Raw genomic sequence first — 21,275 nt, forward strand, 5'->3', positions numbered from 1 at the left:
AAGATGCTAATAGCACAAGTAGAAGTAAAACCAAAGGTAAAGGAATTTTTAGCCGGGAATATTGCGCTTTTTATCGACGGGAAATTTGTGCCGTCAGTAAGCGGCAAGACGTTTGAGACGTATAATCCGGCGACAGAAGAAGTTCTTGCTGTGGTAAGCGAAGCGCAGGAAGAGGATGTTACGATAGCGGTGCAGGCCGCTCGGCGGGCATTTGAGGAGGGACCTTGGCCTAAGCTGAGTGCGGCGGAGCGAGCGCATCTCATTTACAAGTTGGCTGATTTAATTGATGAGCATAAAGAAGAGCTGGCCCAATTGGAAGCTTTGGATAACGGGAAACCTTATCAAGTTGCCGTAGAAGATGATATACCGGCAACAGTGGAGCATTATCGGTATTATGCTGGCTGGGCAACAAAAATTCTTGGTCAGACGACCCCGATTTCAAAAGACTACTTGAATTATACGCGCCATGAACCCATCGGTGTTGTCGGCCAGATTATTCCCTGGAATTATCCGTTGGTAATGTCAGCATGGAAAATGGGAGCTGCTCTTGCGACAGGATGTACCATCGTATTAAAGCCTGCGGAACAGACACCGCTATCGTTGTTATATACGGCTCAATTGTTTAAAGAAGCCGGCTTTCCAGATGGGGTCGTAAACTTTGTTCCTGGGTTTGGCCAAACAGCAGGGTCGGCAATTGTAAATCATCCCGATATCGACAAGGTAGCGTTCACCGGTTCAACAGACACAGGCAAATACATTATGCGCCAAGCGGCTGAGACAATTAAGCATGTGACGCTGGAGCTTGGCGGAAAATCTCCCAATATTATTTTAGAAGATGCCGATTTATCAGAGGCCATCCCTGGTGCGTTTAATGGTATTATGTACAACCATGGGCAAAACTGCAGTGCTGGCTCCCGTATTTTCGTCCATAGAAAGCACTACGATAAAGTGGTGGACGAACTTGCGAGACTAGCAAACAATGTAAAGCTTGGTGCGGGGATGGAGATCGGCACAGAGATGGGACCGCTTGTTTCTAAGAAGCAGCAGGAACGTGTGCTGTACTATATTGCAAAAGGGAAGGAGGAAGGCGCAAGAGTTGCAGCAGGTGGTGAGAAAGCATTAGAAAAGGGATATTACATTCAGCCAACTGTTTTTGCGGATGTGACGGATGAGATGATCATCGCAAAAGAAGAAATATTCGGCCCTGTAGTGGTCGTTCTTCCGTTTGATACAGTGGAAGAGGTCATTGAGAGAGCGAATAACACACCATTTGGTCTTGCGGCGGGCGTATGGACGGAAAACATTAAGACAGCACACAACGTAGCGAACCGTCTGAAAGCGGGTACGGTCTGGATTAACGATTACAACTTAGAAGATGCTGCCGCTCCATTCGGCGGCTATAAGCAGTCCGGCATCGGACGCGAAATGGGCTCGTATGCGCTCGACAACTATACAGAAGTAAAAAGCGTGTGGGTAAACTTGAAGCAAAAACAATAGACGAAGAGCGAATGGACAGCTCTTATAGGTTGGAGAGCTGTCCTTGTACATGCCATGTATGCTGCTGCCCTATTATTTATCTGAATATTTTAATTATTATAAAGGAGGGGCATGATGGAAGCGATCGTAGAGTGGTTAGTTGGACAGGTATGGAGTATCGGACTGGTTATCTTTGCACTGGGAGCAGGGATCTTCTTCTCGATTGCTACTCGCTTTCTGCAAATACGGTATATTAAAGAGATGGTCATGCTGCTCTTTGAAGGGAAAAGCTCCGATACAGGAATATCTTCTTTTCAGGCTTTTTGTTTAGCTCTATCAGGACGTGTAGGTATCGGTAATATTGCTGGGGTAGCTACGGCCATTGCCTTTGGAGGTCCTGGAGCTGTCTTCTGGATGTGGGTCATGGCGATAGTAGGAGGGGCGAGCGCTTTTGTAGAATCCACTCTTGCCCAGCTATATAAAAGCAAGGTTGACAATGAATATCGCGGCGGCACCCCCTACTATATTGAAAAAGGGCTAAAAGTAAAATGGTTTGCCGTGCTGGTGGCGAGTGTTGTTACGCTTTCCTATGGGATGTTATTGCCTGGTATTCAATCAAGCAATATCGCCATCGGATTTGAAAGTGTATCCGGTCTGGATAAAAGCATCACAGGTGTTCTGCTGGTCGCCCTGCTTGCTACGATTATTTTTGGTGGAGTGAAGCGAATCGCCAGCGCCTCCCAGACCATCGTTCCTTTTATGGCAATAGGGTATGTGGTGGTTACATTCATCGTCCTGTTTTTTAATATCACGAAGATTCCTGAAATGTTTGCCTTGATTTTCTCTAGCGCATTTGGCACGAATCAAGCTTTTGGAGGGATCGTTGGTGCTGCGATTGCCTGGGGCGTGAAGCGAGCCGTCTTTTCGAATGTAGCCGGTGTTGGTGAAGGCACATACAGTTCTGCGGCGGCGGAGGTTTCTCATCCTGCCAAGCAGGGGTTGGTTCAAGCTTTTTCCGTCTATATTGATACGATTGTTGTATGTACGGCGACCGCGCTCATGATTTTGGTAACAGGTATGTATAACGTTACACCAGAAGGAAAAGAGCCCATTGTTACAACGATGGGTGCTATCGAGGCGGGACCGATCTATACGCAGCAAGCGGTTGAAACGGTATTGCCGGGATTTGGTCCGTTATTTGTTTCCATCGCCATTTTCTTTTTCGCATTTACCACATTGCTGGCCTATTATTATATAGCTGAGACGACTCTTGTTTACCTTGATAAAAAACGGACGATGCCGTGGCTGAAAATCGCGCTAAAAGTTGTGTTTTTGATTATGGTATATGTCGGAAGTGTTGAATCGGCCTCCTTTTTATGGGCGCTTGGCGATTTGGGAATCGGAAGTATGGCTTGGCTTAACCTTATTGCCATTCTACTTCTAACAAAACCGGCCTTAAAAGTATTACAAGATTATGAGATGCAAAGAAAGGCGGGGAGAGAGCCGATATTTGATCCGAGAAAGCTAGGAATCAGCGGCGCTGATTTCTGGGAAGAGAAATGTAGAGAAGCAGAGGGAGATGTTCCTGATAAGGGGGGGAAGTTAAAGCAGGGAGCTTTATAGTCCTGTCTCTCCTTTGGTCATATAGTGTACTCTTGCTTGAAACACGGATGAAAGCAGACATAAGCATCTGCCTTCATCCGTGTTTTTAATCCTGATTTACCTAAATGACCTATAGCATCATTATCAGGTGGATAAAGAGGATTTTCAAAGTGCTGGTTTTGTTATATATACCCTAAATCCATTTATCGCTCAAAGTTTTCTGCCTATTTACTTCACCCCTATTGAAATACCAAAACCATTTGGATTATTTCCTTTAAAAGCTCGGAAGCTTCTTCCATCATATTTTGTTTCGATATAACTTTTATCTGGCACAAAAGTCATCTTACTCACCTTCAAAGCAGGGGCAAAAGCCTTTTCATATGAATTAGGGTAGAAAACTTTTAGAATCTCTTTTAGAAGCTTTTGCTCATTTGCAGTAAACTGGTGAAATGCTATACCTACCTGTTTTCCATATTGTTCATCGTAGTACATATTAATTGCACTTCCGTATACTGGATGCTTTCCAAAATCAACATCATTATATCTTCCTGCTACCAATGTCTTTTTATATGGTGAAAAGCTATTCAATGATTCAAGAAATTTGATTAACTCTCCTACATTACCTAGAATTGCCGGGTTCTTAGCTACCTTGTCCTCAATGCTGCTACCAGGCTTCGGCTGTGTAACAGGTAATTTTGGGAGATTACTAGGATTAGAAGGTGTTTCTGGCCGCGGCATGAGCGTACTTGTTCCCTTTTCCTTTATTGTCTTTATAAACTGGACTGCTTCGGCCCGCGTTAATGTATCGCTTCCTTTATATCCCTCGATACTTAAGGTTGTCTTCCCTTTTGCCAGTCCCCTCCCTAAGAGATATTGAATACTGTTGTTACCTGTATAATGAAGACCCTGACTAGCCACAATAAAGTCCGCTACCTGCTGACGTGTCATTGGTACATTTCGAAGTTCTCGTACCGGGTAGTTCATTCTTGCAGAGTATTCGTACTCATTATCAGCCCAGTGTGCTTGCCCTACTTTTTTAGTGAAAAATGAAGGCGGCTGGTATGCTCGAAGGAGCATAGAAATAAACTCAGCCTCGGTGACTTTCTTTTCAGGTTTAAATGTTCCATCTGGATAACCAACAACAATTTTTTTCTCCGATGCCCATTGAATGGATGCTTTAGCCCAGTGTGTTTTTGTGTCCTTAAAAAGTGTAGTAGCTGCTGATGCAATAAGAGAAGTTGAGAGGAACACACTTGTTGTAATCATGCCGATTGAAAATAGTTTTTTGCTTTTCATAGTAATTCCCTCTTCCTGTGTTCTTGTTTCTTCAAATATAATCTATTTTCATTTGGTTTTCAGGAAAATAGCAACTACATTTTAAGATTAACCCACAGATGTGAACACGCTCTAGAAAGTCATGAAGTTCATGTCCTTTCATGTCATCCTCTTTGTATTTTGTCTGGTTTTGAGAAGCAAATAACTCAGCTCATCCAACGCTTGAAGCGAGCCGTGTCTTCGATACTCCTTTGGCCGCATCAGGATACGATTGTAGCTTCTGTAGAAAAAACCGGACGTCTGCTGATTGTGCACGAGGCGGTAAAAACTCTCCGCCTGAATTTTGAAGATGGTCTTCGGAGTCAAAAAATATTGAACAGTATCGGAATATCTGTGCGTCTTATCTCTACACGTAATTTTAATTGCTTTGCTGATAAAAAATCGGATGTTGTTATTTGGAAATGAGTGTGCTATACTCAATATACACTTAATAAGATGTTTGATATTTATTATTCACATGTTATCAGGGGTTATGTTTTGTGTATATGTGTCCCGTGATAATATGTGAATTTTTATTTTCTACGGTAAATATCAACAACATATTATAGTAAAATTTTTTGGGGGTTTTTATATGACAGGTACAGTGAAATGGTTTAATGCAGACAAAGGATTTGGCTTTATCGAAAGAGAAGACGGCGACGATGTATTCGTACATTTCTCTGCGATTACAGGAGATGGATTTAAATCTCTAGAAGAAGGTCAACGAGTAAGCTTTGATATTACTCAAGGTAACCGCGGAGATCAAGCTGCAAACGTTGTTAAGCTGTAAAAAATGGTACGAGGCTTATACGCTACGGGTATAAGTCATAAGGCTGCTGACAAAATTATGTTAGCAGCCTTTTTTATTGTTAAAATCCAGGAATTTACCCTATATTGTCTACCCCATTATTGAATGCATGCATTGTGCCAAACAGTTTGGTTAATTATAAAAAATATGAATGACAGAGAAGGGAGTTTACGATATGGCAACATTTTATGACTTAGGTATAAGCGAGCCTATTCAACGGGCGATTACTGATATGGGATTTGAAGAGGCATCTCCCATCCAAGAGAAAGCAATTCCCCTCGCCTTATCGGGTAAGGATATTATTGGACAAGCACAAACCGGAACAGGTAAAACAGCAGCATTTGGCATCCCTATTCTAGAGAAAATTGATACCAGCAAAAACTATGTTCAGGCTATTGCCATTGCACCTACAAGGGAACTAGCTATTCAGGTTTCAGAGGAGATTAACCGTTTGGCGAAATATAAAGGAGTACGTTCTCTGCCTATTTATGGGGGACAGTCAATTGATCGTCAAATTAAGGCATTAAAAAAACACCCGCATATTATAACAGGAACACCAGGCAGACTGTTGGATCATATCAAACGAAAGACACTGCGCCTAGATCGTATCTCCATAGCTGTGCTAGATGAAGCCGATGAAATGTTGGATATGGGATTTCTTGAAGATATCGAACGAATCCTTAAAGAAACACCCAAAGATAAGCAAACCTTATTATTTTCTGCGACAATGCCGCGTCCGATTCAGACTCTTGCTGAGAAATTCCTGACCCATCCAGAATTAATTAAGATTCAAGCAAAGGAAGTCACATCCCCAACAGTGGAACAAGTATACTATGAAGTGAATGAACGGAAAAAGTTTGATGTTCTTTCCCGCTTATTAGATGTTGAAAATCCAGAATTGGCAATTATATTTGGACGCACCAAAAGGCGAGTAGATGAATTAAATGATGCTTTAAATAAAAGAGGGTATATGGCTGATGGTTTACACGGGGATTTGAACCAGCGGCAGCGAGATATTGTGATGAATAAATTCCGTGAGGGAAACATTGATATTTTGGTGGCAACAGACGTAGCTGCTCGAGGAATTGATGTTTCAGGGGTAACGCACGTCTATAATTTTGATATTCCACAAGATCCGGAAAGCTATGTTCATCGTATCGGTAGAACAGGACGAGCAGGTAAAACAGGGATAGCAGCTACATTTGTTACGCCTAGAGAAATAGGCCAGCTTCGAACGATTGAAAAAGCTTCAAAAGGAAAAATTCATCGTAAGTTGATTCCGACAGTTGAGGAAGCGATGGAGTCTAAACAGAAAATGGCGTCAGAGAAGATGATTGAATTACTCAAAGAGGGGAATTATGGACCGTTTAAGCAAACGGCAAGCGAATTACTGGATGAATACGACTCTATTACGCTGGTTTCGGTTGCTTTAAAGCTGTTGACAAAAGAGCAAAAGGATGTGGCTGTTGAGCTTACGGCCGAAGCCCCGCGCTATTCTAAAAAGCCCAAAATAAAAGTACAGGGAAGGGCAAGAAGGAAAAGAAACACAAAGTAAGAAAAGAATTATCATTTAACTATAAATAAAACAGAGAAGAAAATGACTCCAATTTCGATTTGGAGTCATTTTTAGTTTGGAATCAAAAATAACAAATTTTTCAGAAATCGCTTGACAATGAAAGCGGTTCAATCTAATATTTCAGATAAATCCAACATAGATCTAAGATAGATCTTAGTGAATGTAAATAAAGTTCGCAAAAGGAGGAATAGATTTTTGGAATGTAAGCAAATTGTGGCTACATATTTAATCGAGACGGCCTTCCCGCTTGAATACGCCGCAGAAGTAATGGCTGGAGAACAATCGACAGGAACGTTTGTCTCGGTACCCGGAGAAACACCTGAGTTAAAGCTGCGGCATGGTGCGAAGGTGCTGCGTATCAAAGAATTGGAGACAGTGCATCAACCTACCTTACCAGGTGCCAGGCTTCCCAAAGGAGCAGATACTTCGAAGCCTTCATTTCAGCGCGCGATTGTCGTATTATCCTTTCCGTTAGATAATATTGGACCTTCGTTATCGACTCTTTTATCGACCGTGGCTGGAAACTTGTATGAACTCGGAGAATTTTCCGGTTTGAAATTAATAGACTTGGAGTTGCCTGAGGCATTCGCATACAAATATCCAGGTCCGCAGTTTGGTATTGAGGGGACGCGAAGATTATGCAATGTGTATGATCGACCGCTGATTGGTACGATCATAAAACCTAGCATTGGTCTTCATACGGAAGACTATCCTCCTCTTATACGACAGCTTGCCGAGGCTGGCATCGACTTTATTAAAGATGATGAATTATGCGCAAATCCAGTCTTTGCTCCGTTGGAACAGAGGATTAAGGTTATTACAGAAGAAATTGAACGAATCGCAGACAAAACCGGAAAGAAAGTGATGTACGCCTTTAATATTACAGGGGATATCGATGAAATGCACAGAAGCCATGATCTCGTTGTGCAGGCAGGTGGAACGTGTGTTATGGCATGTATCAACAGCATTGGATTAAACGGTGTTGCTTATTTACGGCAATACGCAGAGCTTCCCATTCATGGACACCGCACGCAATGGGGAGCGATGTCTCGCAGTCCGCTTTTGGGTATGAGTTTTACCGTATATCAAAAATTGTGTCGACTTGCAGGGGTTGACCACCTTCATACAAACGGATTACATAATAAATTTTCTGAAAGCAACGAGGAAGTAGCACAAGCGATTAAGAGTTGCCTGACCCCATTTTTGGGGGGATATCCAGTTATGCCCGTGCTTTCTTCCGCTCAGTGGGCAGCTACTGCAGTTCCTACGTATGATGCAATTCATTCTACTGATGTTATTCATTTGGCGGGGGGAGGTATTCTCGCTCATCCTGACGGTATTGCAGCGGGGGTATTAAGTATGAGGCAGGGATGGGAGGCGGCTGTTCAGGGAGTTCCTTTGCATGTGTATGCGGAGCAACGCCCAGAGCTATTACACGCGATACAAAAATTCTCTAAAACATAAAGATAAAGGAGTATACATTATGCAAGAAAGTGGACTGCTACTCGCTTTTTACGGTGATGACTTCACTGGATCTACGGATGCGATGGAAGCTCTCGCCATTAGTGGGTACCGGACGATTCTCTTTCTAGAGCCGCCAACTCTTGAGTTAATCAACCAATTTGAAGGCGTCCGCTGTGTTGGTGTAGCGGGAACAAGTCGGGCCAAAAGACCGGCAGATATGGAGGCAGAGCTGCGGCCGGTATTTAAGCAGTTTTCAAACATTCAAGCACCATTTGTACAATATAAAACATGCTCAACTTTTGACTCTGGAACTAAAGTCGGCAGTATAGGCAAAGCGATTGAGGTAGCTAGAGACTACTTTACGGATCAACCCGTCGTTCCGCTTCTTGTCGGCGCACCGCCATTAGGACGCTATACGTTGTTTGGTCAGCACTTTGCCAAGATGAATGATACTGTATATCGTCTGGATCGTCATCCAGTTATGTCAAAACACCCCATTACACCGATGCGGGAAGCTGACCTTCGTCTTCATCTCGCTGAACAAACTTCCGAAGCCATAAACGTAATGAATATACTCGAACTAGAGGGCAGCATGGAAACCGTAAGAGAGCGGTACGAAAAGAAATTGGATCAACCGGGTATCCTTCTCTTTGATGTTTTAGATGAAGAGAGAATGCGCTTGAGTGGACAATTGATCTGGGAATCATTATCTGGCCGTTCTACTTTTATCGTCGGCTCTTCAGGTATGAACTACGCATTTACATCGTATTGGGAATCAGCGGGGTTCAAAAAGAGCGAGAATAAGAGGAACGTAGAGTCTATTAAGCCTGCTGAGCAGGTACTTGCTGTATCAGGAAGCGCTTCAATGATAACAAAGCAGCAGATTGAAAATGCAATCGAAGCTGGGTTTCATGGAGTGAAGATCGCAGTCGATCAAATGATGGACAATGAATCCGTTCCCTATGGGTTGCTTGATGAAGTGATAAAGCTTATTCGTGAAGGAAAAAGTATCATTCTTTATACAGCGTTGGGTCCAGAAGATGAAGCGATTGGTACGACCCGGGAACATTTTGTACGTCTAGGCATTCCAGAATTACAATCAGGAGAATGGATCGGGAGGCAGCTTGGAAGATGGACACGCGAAATTATGCTAGAAACCGGAGTGCGCAGAGTCATCGTTGCCGGAGGGGATACATCAGGATTTGTTACGCGCGAACTAGGAATCTATGGGCTAGAGATGCTGCTTCCAGTCTCCCCAGGTGCACCATTGTGTAAAGCATATTCGCTTGATGAAAAAATGGATGGTATCGAGTTAGCCTTAAAGGGAGGGCAACTAGGAGGTCCTCATTATTTTGCAAATGTAAAGCAAGCTTCAAACGAATAAAAATGAACGTTTTATACGGTAAGACAATGAAAGGACACAAGTGAATGGAAATAAAAAATAACAAAAAAACGATGGCCCCTCTTCTTAAGGATGTTGCTTACCAGTTTATTAAAGAAAACATCCTAGATGAAAATTTTGCTCCAGGGCAATTTTTGTCGGAGCGAGAGCTTATTGAGATGCTTCAGATGAGTAAGACACCGATAAAATCAGCATTGGTTCGACTAGAGACAGAAGGCTTTGTAACCGTATCTTCTAAGCAGGGTATCATTATTAATGACCTGTCAATCAATCGTATTGCAGACATATATGATCTGAGAATTGCGCTTGAGACATATATTTGCAGTCAAATAGTTGGAAGGATGAGCGAGGAGCAGTGTCAGCTTATCGAGAAGAATCTTCAGGATACTGAGGAGAAAGCAAATCAACTGGAGATTAAAGCGTTTGCCAAGGCAGATCATGCCTTTCATCTTCTACTTTGCGAGTTTTCCGGAAATCAAGAAATCTATCGGGTGCTGCTTAATTACCAGGATCATTTACTGAGGATTACACTACGGCATTTAAAAAAGGACCCTCACCGAATGAAGCTGTTTTGGCAAGAACATGTGGAAATTTACAATCATCTGAAAAAAGGGGATCGTAAAAGTATTGAATTAATCAGAGAGCATTTCCAGCAATCCAAACAAAAACTGCTTCTGTAGAATTATCTAAATAATTAAACTAAACAAAAAACAACAAGGTGATGGGGGAAATAAATGAAAGCTGTATTTGTAGAAGATGCATATAAGGTTGTTGTAAAAGATGTAGAAATGCCTACATTAGCCGACAATGAAGTGTTAATCAAAGTAAAAGTGACGGGCATCTGTGGTTCTGATATTCACACATACAAAGGACTTCATCTGTTTCGTAAACCGCCCGTGATTATTGGTCATGAGATCGCAGGAGAAGTTGTTAAGGTTGGAGATGCCGTTACAAAGTTTCAAATAGGTGATCGGGTAACAGTAGAACCGCAAATGGGCTGTACTACTTGTGAAAACTGCTTAACAGGCAATGTTAATTATTGTGAGTATCGGGAAGCCCCCGGGGTTAAAGGCTGGTATGGGACGATGGCTGAGTATTTCGCCGCACCAGAACTCTGTGTATTCAAAATCCCAGACAGCATGAGCTATGATCAAGCAGTCCTTGTAGAGCCTTTTGCTGTAGGTGTACATGCCGTTCGCAAAGCGGATATTCAACTCGGTGATAAGGTAGCAATTCTCGGAGCGGGTCCGATTGGCTTGTTTACGCTAACAGCAGCCAAAGCTGCTGGGGCAACAACAACTCTTGTGACGGACGTTATGGAGTATGCATTGGAAGGCGCAAAGAAAATGGGCGCCTCCCATACAATGAATATTAAAGAAAAGCAGGAGTGGACGACCGAAGCAAAAGAGCTGATCGGTGGAGAATTTGATAAAGTGCTTATCGCTGTTGGAGTCCCAGGTATTATTGATCATGCCATTTCATTGCTTAGAAAAGGCGGACGCTGTATAACAATTGCCATGTTTCATGGAGCACAATCATTTGATATTGTCAATTTGCAGCAAGGTGAGAAAGAGATTGTCGGCTGCATGACATATACACGTGAAGATACGATTACGGCTATTGATCTTATTGCCGCAGGTCATGTTCGCGATGATGTCATCATTACGCATAAGCTGCCGTACGAACAGGCGGCAGTGGGTTTTCGAATGGTTGATAAGAAAGAGGATGCTTCTTTAAAAGTGCTCGTTGAATTTTAAAAGTCGGGGCAATAACAGAATGATTTTATATAGGGGGGAAAAAATGATGGTCTTCAAAAAAATATTTTTAGTTGCAATGGCGTTGCTTGTTAGTATCAGTGTTGTAGCATGCGGAAATAAGGAAGCGGGCAAGACTTCAGGTGCAGCAGGCAGTGCCGAACAACCTGTAAAGCTTAAATTAGGTCATATTGCAGCCGAATCTGATCCATGGAACCTCGGAGCAAAGAAATTTGCTGAGCTTGTTAAGCAAAAAACAAACGGAAGTGTTGAAATTGATCTTTATCCTAGTTCGGCTCTTGGGAATGATCGAGATCTAATAGAGGGTATGCAGCTTGGTTCAGTCGACTTTGCACTCGTTGCTGGCGTTTTGTCCAATTTTTACGAGCCATATTCAATTTTAGAGCTTCCTTATCTGTTCCGTGATCAGGCTCATATGGAAAAGGTATTATATGGTCCTGTAGGCGAAAAGTTGAAAGCGGATTTGCTTACAAACACTAAAATTCGAGGTCTTGAATTCTGGCAGCGCACACCACGTGAATTGACCGCAAACAAAAAAGTAACAACGCCTGCTGATCTAAACGGGTTGAAGGTACGTGTGCCAGAAATTCCAGCTTCGATCGCTGCTTGGAAGGCGATGGGTGCAACACCAACACCGATGGCATTCAGCGAGGTATATTCTTCTCTGCAAACAGGCGTTATTGATGCACAAGAAAATCCAATTGCTCTTATTGAAAGTTCCAAACTACAGGAAGTTCAAAAGTACTTGATTAATACAAACCATGTATATGGATACGTTATGTTGACAATGAGCGATGCTACCTACCAGAAGCTTTCTCCAGAGCAGCAAAAAGCAGTGGATGAGGCTGCAAAAGAGGCTACAGACTATGAGAACAAAATTGTTTATGAACAAGAAAAAGAGCTTATCAATAAATTGAAAGAAAAAGGTATGGAGATCGTTGATATTGATACCGCACCATTTATGGAAAAAGCAAAAACTGTGCATAAGGATTTCGCAGATAAATCCCAAGCCGATAAAGAACTCTATGACAGCATTGTAAATACGAAGTAATATGTTACTTCTGCTAGGTACCCGTGTCCATCCGTGGTCCGGGTACCATTTTACTTTCTGAATCCAGTTCTATAGTTAAAGGAGATGTTCTATGCACCAGGTAGTAAAAATGATTGATGCCTTGAACAAAGTTGTTGGAGTGATTCTAGCTTTGATGCTAGGTGTGATGTCTATACTCATTATTGTTCAGGTTATGAGTCGTTTTGTTATTCACTTTCCATTAACTTGGTCAGAAGAAGTGTCGCGCTACTTAATGGTTTATATTGTTTTTGTAGGAGCTAGCTTAGCTATGCGCCATAATAAGTTGATTTCGATTGAATTACTGCCGGAATTGCTGAGTGAAAGTAAACGAAAAATAGTTACGATTATCGTTATGCTCATCTCTATTATCTTTTTCATTATTTTATTTAAGCAGGGGATCGATATACTAGATCATGCTAAAACACAATCATCTGCTGGACTAGGAATTTCAATGGCCATTCCGTATGCAGCTATTCCGATCGGCTCATTTTTGTTAGCGCTTAATTCAGTAGCCGCCATTTTTGACGAGTTTACCCCAAAAGAAGGGGGAGAAAAGTAATGTCCGTTGTTTTAATGGTTTTTATGCTGCTGTTTTTTGCTTTAAGTATTCCGATTGCTGTTTCTATGGGGCTTGCCTCGGCAATTGCCTTATGGTGGGAGGGAGGAACGCCCCTCATGGTTCTTGTACAGCGTTCATTCACTTCCATTGACTCATTTCCTTTAATGGCTATTCCGTTTTTTATTCTTGCCGGAACATTAATGGAGTATGGGGGAATATCCAAAAGGTTAATTAATTTAGCGAATGCCCTAACCGGTCATCTGCCAGGAGGGCTTGCTATTGTTACGATTGTAACGGCGATGTTCTTCTCGGCGATATCCGGTTCTAGTGCAGCCACCACAGCTGCGCTTGGGAGTTTATTGATCCCAGCCATGATTAAGCGAGGGTATCAACCTAACTTTGCGGGAGCAACACAAGCCGTATCAGGTGAACTTGGTATTATCATACCGCCCAGTATTCCGATGATTTTGTATGGTGTATCAGCTTCCGTGTCTATTGGTGACATGTTTATGGCAGGTTTCGTACCAGGTATTTTGATAGGTTTTGCTCTTATTTTAACGGTAATGGTTATCGCAAAAAGGCGGGATTATAAGCGTGAACCGCGAAAATCAATTGGTGAAGTGCTGCAGGCGTTCAAAGAGGCATTCTGGGCTTTATTAATGCCTGTCATTATTTTAGGTGGTATTTATGGCGGGATTTTTACTCCGACAGAAGCTGCTGGTATTGCTGTAGGTTATGCTTTTATTGTTGGTGTGCTAATTTATAGAGAGATTAAGGGGAAGCATGTCCTGCAAATTTTAACGCAATCTACCGTAACTACAGCTACAATTATGTTTATTATTGCTAGTGCAGGGTTATTCGGCTGGATCATTACACGTGAGAATGTTCCGCAAATGGTTGCTGAATTCTTCATGAACATTTCTGATAACCCGATCGTTTTTTTGCTGTTGGTTAACATTTTTCTACTTATCGTAGGGATGTTTATGGAAACCAATGCATCGATCATTATTTTAGCGCCTTTACTCTTGCCGGTCGCAGTCCAGCTCGGCATTGATCCTGTTCATTTTGGCATTATTATGATCGTAAACTTAGCTTTAGGCATGTGTACGCCGCCGCTTGGCGTCAATCTATTCATTTCTGCGCAATTAGCAAAGATTAGATTGGATCAAATCACAAGAGGGATGCTTCCGTATTATGCTGTGCTACTGTTTACGTTATTGCTGCTTACGTTTATTCCGCAGTTATCAATTGGTTTTGTTACTCTCTTTAAATGATTCTATAATATGGTGCAGGAGGTAAGCGGTAATGAAAAATATTGAATCAGTTAGAGAGGAATTGAAGAAAACCGGAAAATATATGATGGAATATCAACTGGCATGGGGAAATGCAGGAAATATTAGTGCACGTATTGATCAAGACTGCTATATGATTACAGCAAGCGGCACATTTCTTGGTGAATTAGAAGACGAAGACCTTGTTACGTGCTCGTTTGCTGGACAGGATTCAAAGACGAGCGTGAAGAAGCCTTCTAAGGAAACGCCAATGCACCGTGCCATTTATGAAAACCGTCCAGATATTGGCGCTGTGCTGCATGCTTCTCCTTTTTATAGCACATTGTTTGCTTGCTCTTCCCTTGATATTCCATCAAATTTATTTGTAGAAACGATGTATTATCTAGAGCGGGTAGAGCGAGTGGCTTATCATCATCCAGGAAGTGAAAATTTAGGCGAAGCTGTCGCAGCGAAAGCAAGAGAAGCAAATATACTGCTTCTTGAAAATCACGGAGTATTGGTTTACGACACGAGCATTCGAGAAGCAAGGATGGCATTACAAACCTTAGAAATGGCCTGTAAAATGCTGATTATTTCTCAAGCCGCCAAAGCTGAAATGAATATCGTATCCTCTGAGATAGAAAAAGATTTTTTAGAGAAGGCAGGCTATAAGCCTAGGAGACAATGGGAGACGTATAAAAAATAAACTGTAAAAACACGCAGGAGTATACATAAAACTGCGTGTTTTTTATGCGTTTTGCACAGACTACATATACATGACACAACAGCACGCATAGGAGATTTCACAGTAAAAATACCCCACCCCCTTTATTGTTGTGTGTTTTATGATAAGGTAGTATATGAGATCAAATGATTACTATTGATCAAGTTTTATTCCTCCTTTCCAGTAAAGGCAGGAGGGTACATAACAGGAGGCAGAGAACATGGGACGTCTAGACAATCAGGTAGCGGTCATCACCGGAGCAGGGGCAGGCTTGGGAAAAGCCATCACGGTTTTGTATGCGAAAGAAGGCGCGAAAGTGGTCATTGCAGATATGAACATGGAAGCAGCCGAGGAAACAGCCAAAGAAATCGTAGATAATGGCGGACAGGCGATTGCGGTCAAAACAAATGTAACGGTAGAAGAAGATATTCAGAATATGATTAACACCGCGATCAAAACATATGGAACGGTAGACATTCTTGTGAACAATGCGGGCATTGTCGATAATATGTATGCGGCAGGCAACATTACGGATGAAGTATGGGATCGGGTGTTGGCCATTAACACGACAGGAATTATGCGTGCGATGAGAAAGGTGCTGCCGATATTTGAAGAGAAGAAGGCCGGCGTCATCGTGAATATGGCGTCTATCTCAGGCGTTACCGGCGGCCGTGGCGGATTGGCGTATACAGCTTCGAAGCATGCGGTAGTAGGGATGACGAAAAACGTTGCGTCACAATATGCGCATCTCGGCATTCGCTGCAACGCAATTGCGCCAAGCGCTGTTCCAACAAATATTACGAAATCACTAAACAACCCTGATCCGTTCGGGATGGAACGGGCGACCTTGGGATTGAACCTGGTTCATCGTGCCGGAACGACAGAAGAGATTGCTAATATTGCCCTGTTCTTAGGGTCAAATGAATCCTCCTATGTCAACGGCGCCGTGATTAAGGCTGATGCTGGCTGGTCTGCTTATTAATATACGACATAATGATACCCCACCGCTCGAAGTCGCGTACGGTGGGGTATGTGTTTTTATACTTGGAATTTGATGGCTACGTTTTTCACCTGCGTATAATATTTCAGCGCTTCCAGCCCTTTTTCCCGGCCAAATCCGCTCTTGCGGTAGCCTCCGAATGTCATCTCCACGCCGCCTCCAGCTCCATAGTTATTCACAAATACCTGACCGGAACGTACGCGCGAACTTACCCAGTGTGCTTTGTTGATGTCGGAAGTCCATACGCCTGTCACCAGACCGTACTCCGTGTCATTGGCAAGCGCTACGGCTTCCGCAGGTGAGTCGAACGAAAGCACGCTCAGCACAGGGCCGAATACTTCCTCCCGGGCAAGCCGGCTGTCTTTTGTGATTCCGTCAATGATCGTCGGTTCGAAAAAGAACCCGTCGCCTGCAGCGGTATGCCGCTGGCCACCAAGCAGAATGGATGCGCCTTCGCTGCGGGCGATGTCTACGTATGATTGGATGGTGGCAAGCTGCTTCTCTGAGATAATCGGGCCAATGTCTGGATTATCCCTTCCTGCTCCAATGCGGAGTTTTTCCATGATTGCTCTTACCATTTCGACAAAGGATGCATGAATAGAGCGCTCGACAAGCAGGCGAGAGCCTGCGGAGCATGTCTGCCCTGCATTTTGAATAATGGAGCGTACCACCCATTGGGCCGCTTCCTCTAGATTCGCATCCGCGAATACAATATTCGGCGATTTCCCGCCTAGTTCTAGCGTGACGGGGGTGATTGTTGCGGCTGCTGCGCGCATCACTTCAGTTCCCGTAGCGACGGAGCCGGTGAACGTAATGTGGTCGATGTCCGGGTGTGCGGCGAGAGCAGCTCCGGCTTCGCTTCCATAACCTGTCACCACATTCACAATACCATTAGGCATTCCTGCCTCCTCACAAATCGCGGCCAATCGCAACGCCGTAAGCGGCGTATCTTCTGCTGGCTTAATCACTGCGGCATTCCCTGTAGCAAATGCCGGGGCCAGACTGCGGGCGGCAATTTGTATCGGATAATTCCATGGTACGATGTGTGCTGTCACGCCCAGCGGCTCGCGAAGGGTAAAGTCCAGAATATCAGCACGGACGGGAATCGTCTCACCTAAGATTTTGTCAGCGACACCCGCATAGTATTCAAAGTAGCGAGCGGCTACCTCCACATCGGCTGTCGCCTGTGCCAGAGGCTTGCCCGTATCGCTTGTTTCTAAGTTAGCGAGCGCCTCTTTTTGTTCGCGAATGAGCCGTGCTACTTCGAGCATAATTCTGCCCCGGTCAGCGGGGAGGAATGTCTTCCACTCTTCCAATTCAAAAGCGTTCCGGGCGGCTTGCACAGCGCGGTGGATATCCTCCTGATTGCCACGGGGGATGTGTGCCAGTTCTTCTTTCGTTGCCGGGTTGATCGTTGCAAAGGTTTCCTGTGAACTGCTGTCAATCCAGCTTCCATTAACAAACATCTGTAAGGATTCCATTATTTCCTCCTGGAGCGTATAGGGTAGCGGATTACTCAATTACAATCGAAGCGCGAGTAATTTCTCTGTTGGCTGATTTATCGAGCGCTTCCCCGATCTCGTTCAATGAAAAATCGCAATCCAGCATATCATTAAAAGGATATGTATTCCCTTTTTCTGATAGGAAGCGTAACGCCTTCTGGAGATACCACGGATCGTAACGAATTAGCGAGATAATCTGAATTGCTTTTCTTGTCATCAGGCCGGGGTCAAATGACATCATCTTTCCTGGAGAAATATTGCCGATGCTGACATACGTACCGCCTGGTTTTAAAAGGTGAATGCCTTCATTAAATGCGGCAGGCACCCCGGTTAATTCCATAGCCACATCGCCGCCTCTGCCATTTGTCACATCCAAAATGGCTTGCACGCGTTTCTCTACGGTGTCCAGCTCACTCATGTTAATGACATGGTCTGCACCAAACAGGCGCGCTTTCGTAAGTCTGGCAGCCACCGCATCAATGACAACCACCTGTGCACCGAATTCTTTGGCGACTGCGGCCGCGTTTAGCCCCAGTCCGCCTGCGCCCTGGATGATTACGGTATCTCCGTAGTGTACATTCGCTTTCTCGATGCCGAAATACACTTGTGACAGCGCACAATTTGCGCTGGCAGCCGCAGAATCGGAGACATTGTCAGGCACTTTATAGAAATATTGGTCCGGATGAATGTAATAATGGGTGGCAAAGGAGCCGTGGAAGTGCGGCGCTTCCTCAGGGTCTTTTGACCAATACTTGTATGCGTTCGCACATAGATGGAATTTTCCTTCCTGGCACGGAAGGCATTTTCGGCAGGTTAAGAAGTAGGTGGATGCAATCCGATCTCCCACCTGCACCGGATTACCGGCATAATCCGTTTCTACTCCATCGCCTAGCTTCTCGATTACGCCCACCATCTCATGTCCCATTACGCCGGATTTTTTAGTCGGGTGCAGGCCTTTCCATATGTGTAGCTCAGAGCCGCATACGTTGGTGCGGACCACTTTAACTAACACTGCTCCCGGCCCTACATCCGGCAGCTCGTATTCTGCAAATGTTAATTTTTCCGGTTCCGTCATGACAGCTACTTTCCCTTTCATTGCGCGTCACTCCCTTTGTTTATTTGTTTATTTATTCGTAGTATCCTTCCGTCGATTTGATGAAGGAATTGAACTGGTCGGCATCATGACCAAACCATACCTGTGAACGGGTACGAACTGCGTATTCCCGAATACGTTCCACCGTGTTGGTGAATCCGACAGAATCATAAATAATGCCCGGTGTCTTTACTGGAGGCCCGTAATTCTCTGCTGAATACACGGCATCGGAGGCGAGCAGGATGCCTCCGGTTCCCGGCAGCTCTACATGCAGGCCAAGCATGCCCCATGCGTGACCTGGACCGAAGTTCAATATTTTTATGCCCTCTACGAGCGGAACTTCTTTATCTGTCGGACGAATGGTTTTCCAATGAAGCCCCGTCCGCACCCAAGCGTCAATATCAGCCCAAATGTATGCGCCTAAATCTTTACTCATTGCATACGATTTCATGGTGTTGGACAGCTCGGTGTCGTGTACGATAATGGTCGCATTCGTAAAAAGTTCGAGGCAGCCGGCGTGATCGAGATGCAGATGCGAGGCTACGACATATTTGATGTCTTCCGGCCGCACCTTTAATTGGGCTAAGCGATTGATCAGATAGCATTCTTCATTCGCCAGGTACGGAAAGAGATTCTGCACACCTTCAGGCCAGCGTCCGGCTTTTCCCATTCCTTCCGGATTGCAGCCTGTGTCAAATAAAATTTTGCCTTCCGGGTGATCAATCAGCACCGCATATACTGGAAATTCGATAAAGTCTGCCGGCGGATTCGGATGTTGTACGGATGCTGGATTATGCATTGCAACCATATATCCTTTGTCCATTTTCATCGTTCCTGTGTCTAACACATACAGCTTTGGCTTGATCATGCAAATCACCCTCCATAATAAAGATCATTTCTTTATATTTTGATGTAATCGCTTTCTTCCATAGTTACTTTGCAAATGGCATGCCAATTAAAAAGCTTGTTGCATTGCACCATAAAAAATAGAATAATTGCAAAAATGCAATACGAATACATGTATCTTCTTAAAATCAGACAAGTTTGATAATTGCATTTATTCAATTCGATTGCTACTATTCTTGGTAATGATGCCGAATAAGCAGGAAAGGATGATAGAGATTGGAAGAGACGATGCAAAATTCTTTGTCGTTGGATATGGATCATTTAATTAACGCCTGTCGAGAAGGTATCTTTATATGTGATGAGAATCTAGTCGGAATCAAGATGAATGTAGCATATGACCGTATTACCGGCATGACCAAAAATGACCTATTAGGAAAAAAGGTAACGTTTTTGGCGGAGGAGGGTATCATCTCCGAATCCGTATGCGAACAAGTGAAAAATCTGGGCAAGCCTGTGTCGATCATGCAGAAATTTAAAAGTGGAAAGGTGTGTCTGGTAACGGGAACGCCGGTATTTGATAAGTCTCGTAAGCTGGTCTATGTTGTTGTTACGGCCAGGGATGTCACAGAGATTAACCAGCTGAAGGTTGAGTTAGAGGAAGCGCATTTTCAATCGGAGGTGTATCTTCAAGAACTCAGCCATTTGAAAGCTCAATTTCTCTATACGAATCAAATCGTCGCCAAAAGTGTAGCGATGAGAAATTTGCTAGATACCGCAGCAAGAATTGCCGTGGTTGAATCCCCTGTCATTCTGCTTGGAGAGTCCGGGGTAGGGAAAGAAGTTCTCGCAAAATATATTCATGAGTCTGGAAATCGTTCCAGCAAGCCGTTTATCAAAGTGAATTGCGGAGCCATTCCGGCAGAGCTATTGGAGTCAGAGCTATTCGGCTACAAGACGGGCGCATTTACCGGAGCGAGCCGCACAGGTAAAGCCGGCATGTTTGAAGTGGCTAATGGAGGCACCATCTTTCTTGATGAAATTGGCGAGCTGCCGTTGCACCTGCAAGTTAAGCTTCTGCGAGTGCTGCAGGACTATGAGGTTACAAGAGTGGGGGATACGACACCCATTCCATTGGACATACGGATTATTACTGCAACAAACCGTTCCTTAGAGATGATGATGAAAGAAAAAACATTTCGCGAAGATTTGTATTACCGCATCCATGTTATTCCGCTGCACATTCCGCCGCTTCGTGACCGCAAAGAAGATATCGCACCGCTCATTCACTATACATTAATGAATCTATCAAAAAGGTATAATCAGAAAAAAAGTCTAACCTTAGAAGCGCTTGAATGTCTGGAGAAATATGATTGGCCCGGAAACGTAAGAGAACTGCAAAATACGATCGAGCGCCTTTTTGTCATGGTAGACGCGCTCGTTATAGAAGCTTCACATCTGCCCTTTACTCGGGCGGCTGCGCCCATGCCGGAGGATGCTTCTCCGCTTCCCTTGAAGCAATATATGGAGCAAATCGAGAAGAAGTTTATTCGCAAGACACTGGAGAAGTATCCGGTCATGAAGGACGCAGCTAAAGTGCTGGAAATTGATCCTGCGACATTAACTAGAAAATGCCAGAAATATCAAATTAAAATAGGAAAGCACATTCTTTAATAAAACTCTCTTCCCTTCCGCTTTTCCATGAATATATGAAGAAACAATGGAGAGAAAAGGATGGATTCTCCACTGTTTCTTCACAGCTGTTTGATATAAAAAGAGAAGGAACTGCCAGAG

At 43.8% G+C, this 21,275-nt stretch carries 18 protein-coding genes; 14 read left to right on the forward strand and 4 right to left on the reverse strand.

The features are described from left to right. Positions 1-3 precede the first annotated feature (3 nt). Together AB3351_RS00520 and AB3351_RS00525 are read left to right on the forward strand one after the other, a co-directional pair. On the forward strand, positions 4-1,497 hold the full coding sequence (locus AB3351_RS00520; protein ID WP_371145155.1) for an aldehyde dehydrogenase family protein: 1,494 nt from the start codon (positions 4-6) through the stop codon (positions 1,495-1,497). Between the two features lie 114 nt (positions 1,498-1,611). Further along, positions 1,612-3,099, forward strand: coding sequence for an alanine/glycine:cation symporter family protein (locus AB3351_RS00525; protein WP_371145156.1), 1,488 nt, complete (start codon positions 1,612-1,614; stop codon positions 3,097-3,099). Between the two features lie 207 nt (positions 3,100-3,306). Here AB3351_RS00525 and AB3351_RS00530 read toward each other — a convergent pair whose 3' ends face one another. Continuing rightward, entirely contained in the window at positions 3,307-4,374 is a 1,068-nt protein-coding gene (locus AB3351_RS00530; RefSeq protein ID WP_371145157.1) for an S-layer homology domain-containing protein, read from the reverse strand. A 610-nt stretch (positions 4,375-4,984) separates the two neighbouring features. Between AB3351_RS00530 and AB3351_RS00535 the strand changes: the two genes are divergently transcribed. The 11 genes from AB3351_RS00535 (at position 4,985) to AB3351_RS00585 (ending at position 16,025) form a co-directional block, all read left to right on the forward strand. Beyond that, positions 4,985-5,182 carry a cold shock domain-containing protein gene (locus AB3351_RS00535; RefSeq protein ID WP_371145158.1) on the forward strand — a complete coding sequence of 66 codons (198 nt, stop codon included), beginning with the start codon at positions 4,985-4,987 and terminating at the stop codon, positions 5,180-5,182. Between the two features lie 193 nt (positions 5,183-5,375). After that, positions 5,376-6,755, forward strand: coding sequence for a DEAD/DEAH box helicase (locus AB3351_RS00540; RefSeq protein ID WP_371145159.1), 1,380 nt, complete (start codon positions 5,376-5,378; stop codon positions 6,753-6,755). A gap of 216 nt (positions 6,756-6,971) precedes the next feature. Continuing rightward, positions 6,972-8,240, forward strand: coding sequence for a ribulose-bisphosphate carboxylase large subunit family protein (locus AB3351_RS00545; protein WP_371145160.1), 1,269 nt, complete (start codon positions 6,972-6,974; stop codon positions 8,238-8,240). 19 nt (positions 8,241-8,259) lie between these two features. Continuing rightward, positions 8,260-9,624, forward strand: a complete 1,365-nt coding sequence (locus AB3351_RS00550) for a four-carbon acid sugar kinase family protein (RefSeq protein WP_371145161.1) — start codon at positions 8,260-8,262, stop codon at positions 9,622-9,624. Positions 9,625-9,668: 44 nt separating this feature from the next. Further along, the gene (locus AB3351_RS00555) at positions 9,669-10,322 is read left to right on the forward strand and encodes a GntR family transcriptional regulator (RefSeq protein WP_371145162.1); all 654 of its coding nucleotides are present in this window, start codon (positions 9,669-9,671) and stop codon (positions 10,320-10,322) included. A 54-nt stretch (positions 10,323-10,376) separates the two neighbouring features. Then, positions 10,377-11,399, forward strand: coding sequence for a zinc-dependent alcohol dehydrogenase (locus AB3351_RS00560; RefSeq protein WP_371145163.1), 1,023 nt, complete (start codon positions 10,377-10,379; stop codon positions 11,397-11,399). Positions 11,400-11,442: 43 nt separating this feature from the next. Further along, the gene (locus AB3351_RS00565; protein WP_371145164.1) at positions 11,443-12,468 is read left to right on the forward strand and encodes a TRAP transporter substrate-binding protein; all 1,026 of its coding nucleotides are present in this window, start codon (positions 11,443-11,445) and stop codon (positions 12,466-12,468) included. 91 nt (positions 12,469-12,559) lie between these two features. Further along, positions 12,560-13,048, forward strand: a complete 489-nt coding sequence (locus AB3351_RS00570) for a TRAP transporter small permease (RefSeq protein WP_371145165.1) — start codon at positions 12,560-12,562, stop codon at positions 13,046-13,048. Continuing rightward, positions 13,048-14,322, forward strand: a complete 1,275-nt coding sequence (locus tag AB3351_RS00575) for a TRAP transporter large permease (protein ID WP_371145166.1) — start codon at positions 13,048-13,050, stop codon at positions 14,320-14,322. The genes AB3351_RS00570 and AB3351_RS00575 overlap by 1 nt, the downstream gene beginning before the upstream one ends. A 31-nt stretch (positions 14,323-14,353) precedes the next feature. Continuing rightward, complete coding sequence (locus AB3351_RS00580; protein WP_371145167.1) at positions 14,354-15,025, forward strand: class II aldolase/adducin family protein; 672 nt, start codon at positions 14,354-14,356, stop codon at positions 15,023-15,025. Positions 15,026-15,263: 238 nt separating this feature from the next. Beyond that, a complete protein-coding gene (locus AB3351_RS00585) occupies positions 15,264-16,025 on the forward strand; it encodes an SDR family oxidoreductase (RefSeq protein ID WP_371145168.1) in 762 nt (253 codons plus the stop codon). A 56-nt stretch (positions 16,026-16,081) separates the two neighbouring features. Here the strand turns inward: AB3351_RS00585 and AB3351_RS00590 are convergent, their stop codons facing one another. The 3 genes from AB3351_RS00590 to ahlS are packed head-to-tail and all read right to left on the reverse strand — an operon-like array spanning position 16,082 to position 19,506. Continuing rightward, positions 16,082-17,524 carry an aldehyde dehydrogenase family protein gene (locus AB3351_RS00590; RefSeq protein ID WP_371145169.1) on the reverse strand — a complete coding sequence of 481 codons (1,443 nt, stop codon included), beginning with the start codon at positions 17,522-17,524 and terminating at the stop codon, positions 16,082-16,084. Positions 17,525-17,555: 31 nt separating this feature from the next. Beyond that, a complete protein-coding gene (locus AB3351_RS00595) occupies positions 17,556-18,641 on the reverse strand; it encodes a zinc-binding dehydrogenase (protein ID WP_371145170.1) in 1,086 nt (361 codons plus the stop codon). Between the two features lie 31 nt (positions 18,642-18,672). Then, a complete protein-coding gene (gene ahlS, locus AB3351_RS00600; protein WP_371145171.1) occupies positions 18,673-19,506 on the reverse strand; it encodes an AhlS family quorum-quenching N-acyl homoserine lactonase in 834 nt (277 codons plus the stop codon). 254 nt (positions 19,507-19,760) lie between these two features. Here ahlS and AB3351_RS00605 point away from each other — a divergent pair, with 254 nt between their 5' ends. Then, positions 19,761-21,155 carry a sigma-54 interaction domain-containing protein gene (locus tag AB3351_RS00605; protein ID WP_371145172.1) on the forward strand — a complete coding sequence of 465 codons (1,395 nt, stop codon included), beginning with the start codon at positions 19,761-19,763 and terminating at the stop codon, positions 21,153-21,155. The last annotated feature ends 120 nt before the right edge of the window (positions 21,156-21,275 follow it).

Origin of the sequence: Aneurinibacillus sp. REN35 (genome assembly GCF_041379945.2) — a bacterium.
In the GTDB taxonomy this organism is placed as follows: domain Bacteria; phylum Bacillota; class Bacilli; order Aneurinibacillales; family Aneurinibacillaceae; genus Aneurinibacillus.

Bases quoted from the DNA above. Each gene is read 5' to 3' on its own strand.
- AB3351_RS00520 (WP_371145155.1), top strand. From the start codon at position 4: ATGCTAATAGCACAAGTAGAAGTAAAACCAAAGGTAAAGGAATTTTTA.
- AB3351_RS00525 (WP_371145156.1), top strand. From the start codon at position 1,612: ATGGAAGCGATCGTAGAGTGGTTAGTTGGACAGGTATGGAGTATCGGA.
- AB3351_RS00530 (WP_371145157.1), bottom strand. From the start codon at position 4,374: ATGAAAAGCAAAAAACTATTTTCAATCGGCATGATTACAACAAGTGTG.
- AB3351_RS00535 (WP_371145158.1), top strand. From the start codon at position 4,985: ATGACAGGTACAGTGAAATGGTTTAATGCAGACAAAGGATTTGGCTTT.
- AB3351_RS00540 (WP_371145159.1), top strand. From the start codon at position 5,376: ATGGCAACATTTTATGACTTAGGTATAAGCGAGCCTATTCAACGGGCG.
- AB3351_RS00550 (WP_371145161.1), top strand. From the start codon at position 8,260: ATGCAAGAAAGTGGACTGCTACTCGCTTTTTACGGTGATGACTTCACT.
- AB3351_RS00555 (WP_371145162.1), top strand. From the start codon at position 9,669: ATGGAAATAAAAAATAACAAAAAAACGATGGCCCCTCTTCTTAAGGAT.
- AB3351_RS00560 (WP_371145163.1), top strand. From the start codon at position 10,377: ATGAAAGCTGTATTTGTAGAAGATGCATATAAGGTTGTTGTAAAAGAT.
- AB3351_RS00565 (WP_371145164.1), top strand. From the start codon at position 11,443: ATGATGGTCTTCAAAAAAATATTTTTAGTTGCAATGGCGTTGCTTGTT.
- AB3351_RS00570 (WP_371145165.1), top strand. From the start codon at position 12,560: ATGCACCAGGTAGTAAAAATGATTGATGCCTTGAACAAAGTTGTTGGA.
- AB3351_RS00575 (WP_371145166.1), top strand. From the start codon at position 13,048: ATGTCCGTTGTTTTAATGGTTTTTATGCTGCTGTTTTTTGCTTTAAGT.
- AB3351_RS00580 (WP_371145167.1), top strand. From the start codon at position 14,354: ATGAAAAATATTGAATCAGTTAGAGAGGAATTGAAGAAAACCGGAAAA.
- AB3351_RS00585 (WP_371145168.1), top strand. From the start codon at position 15,264: ATGGGACGTCTAGACAATCAGGTAGCGGTCATCACCGGAGCAGGGGCA.
- AB3351_RS00590 (WP_371145169.1), bottom strand. From the start codon at position 17,524: ATGGAATCCTTACAGATGTTTGTTAATGGAAGCTGGATTGACAGCAGT.
- AB3351_RS00595 (WP_371145170.1), bottom strand. From the start codon at position 18,641: ATGAAAGGGAAAGTAGCTGTCATGACGGAACCGGAAAAATTAACATTT.
- ahlS (WP_371145171.1), bottom strand. From the start codon at position 19,506: ATGATCAAGCCAAAGCTGTATGTGTTAGACACAGGAACGATGAAAATG.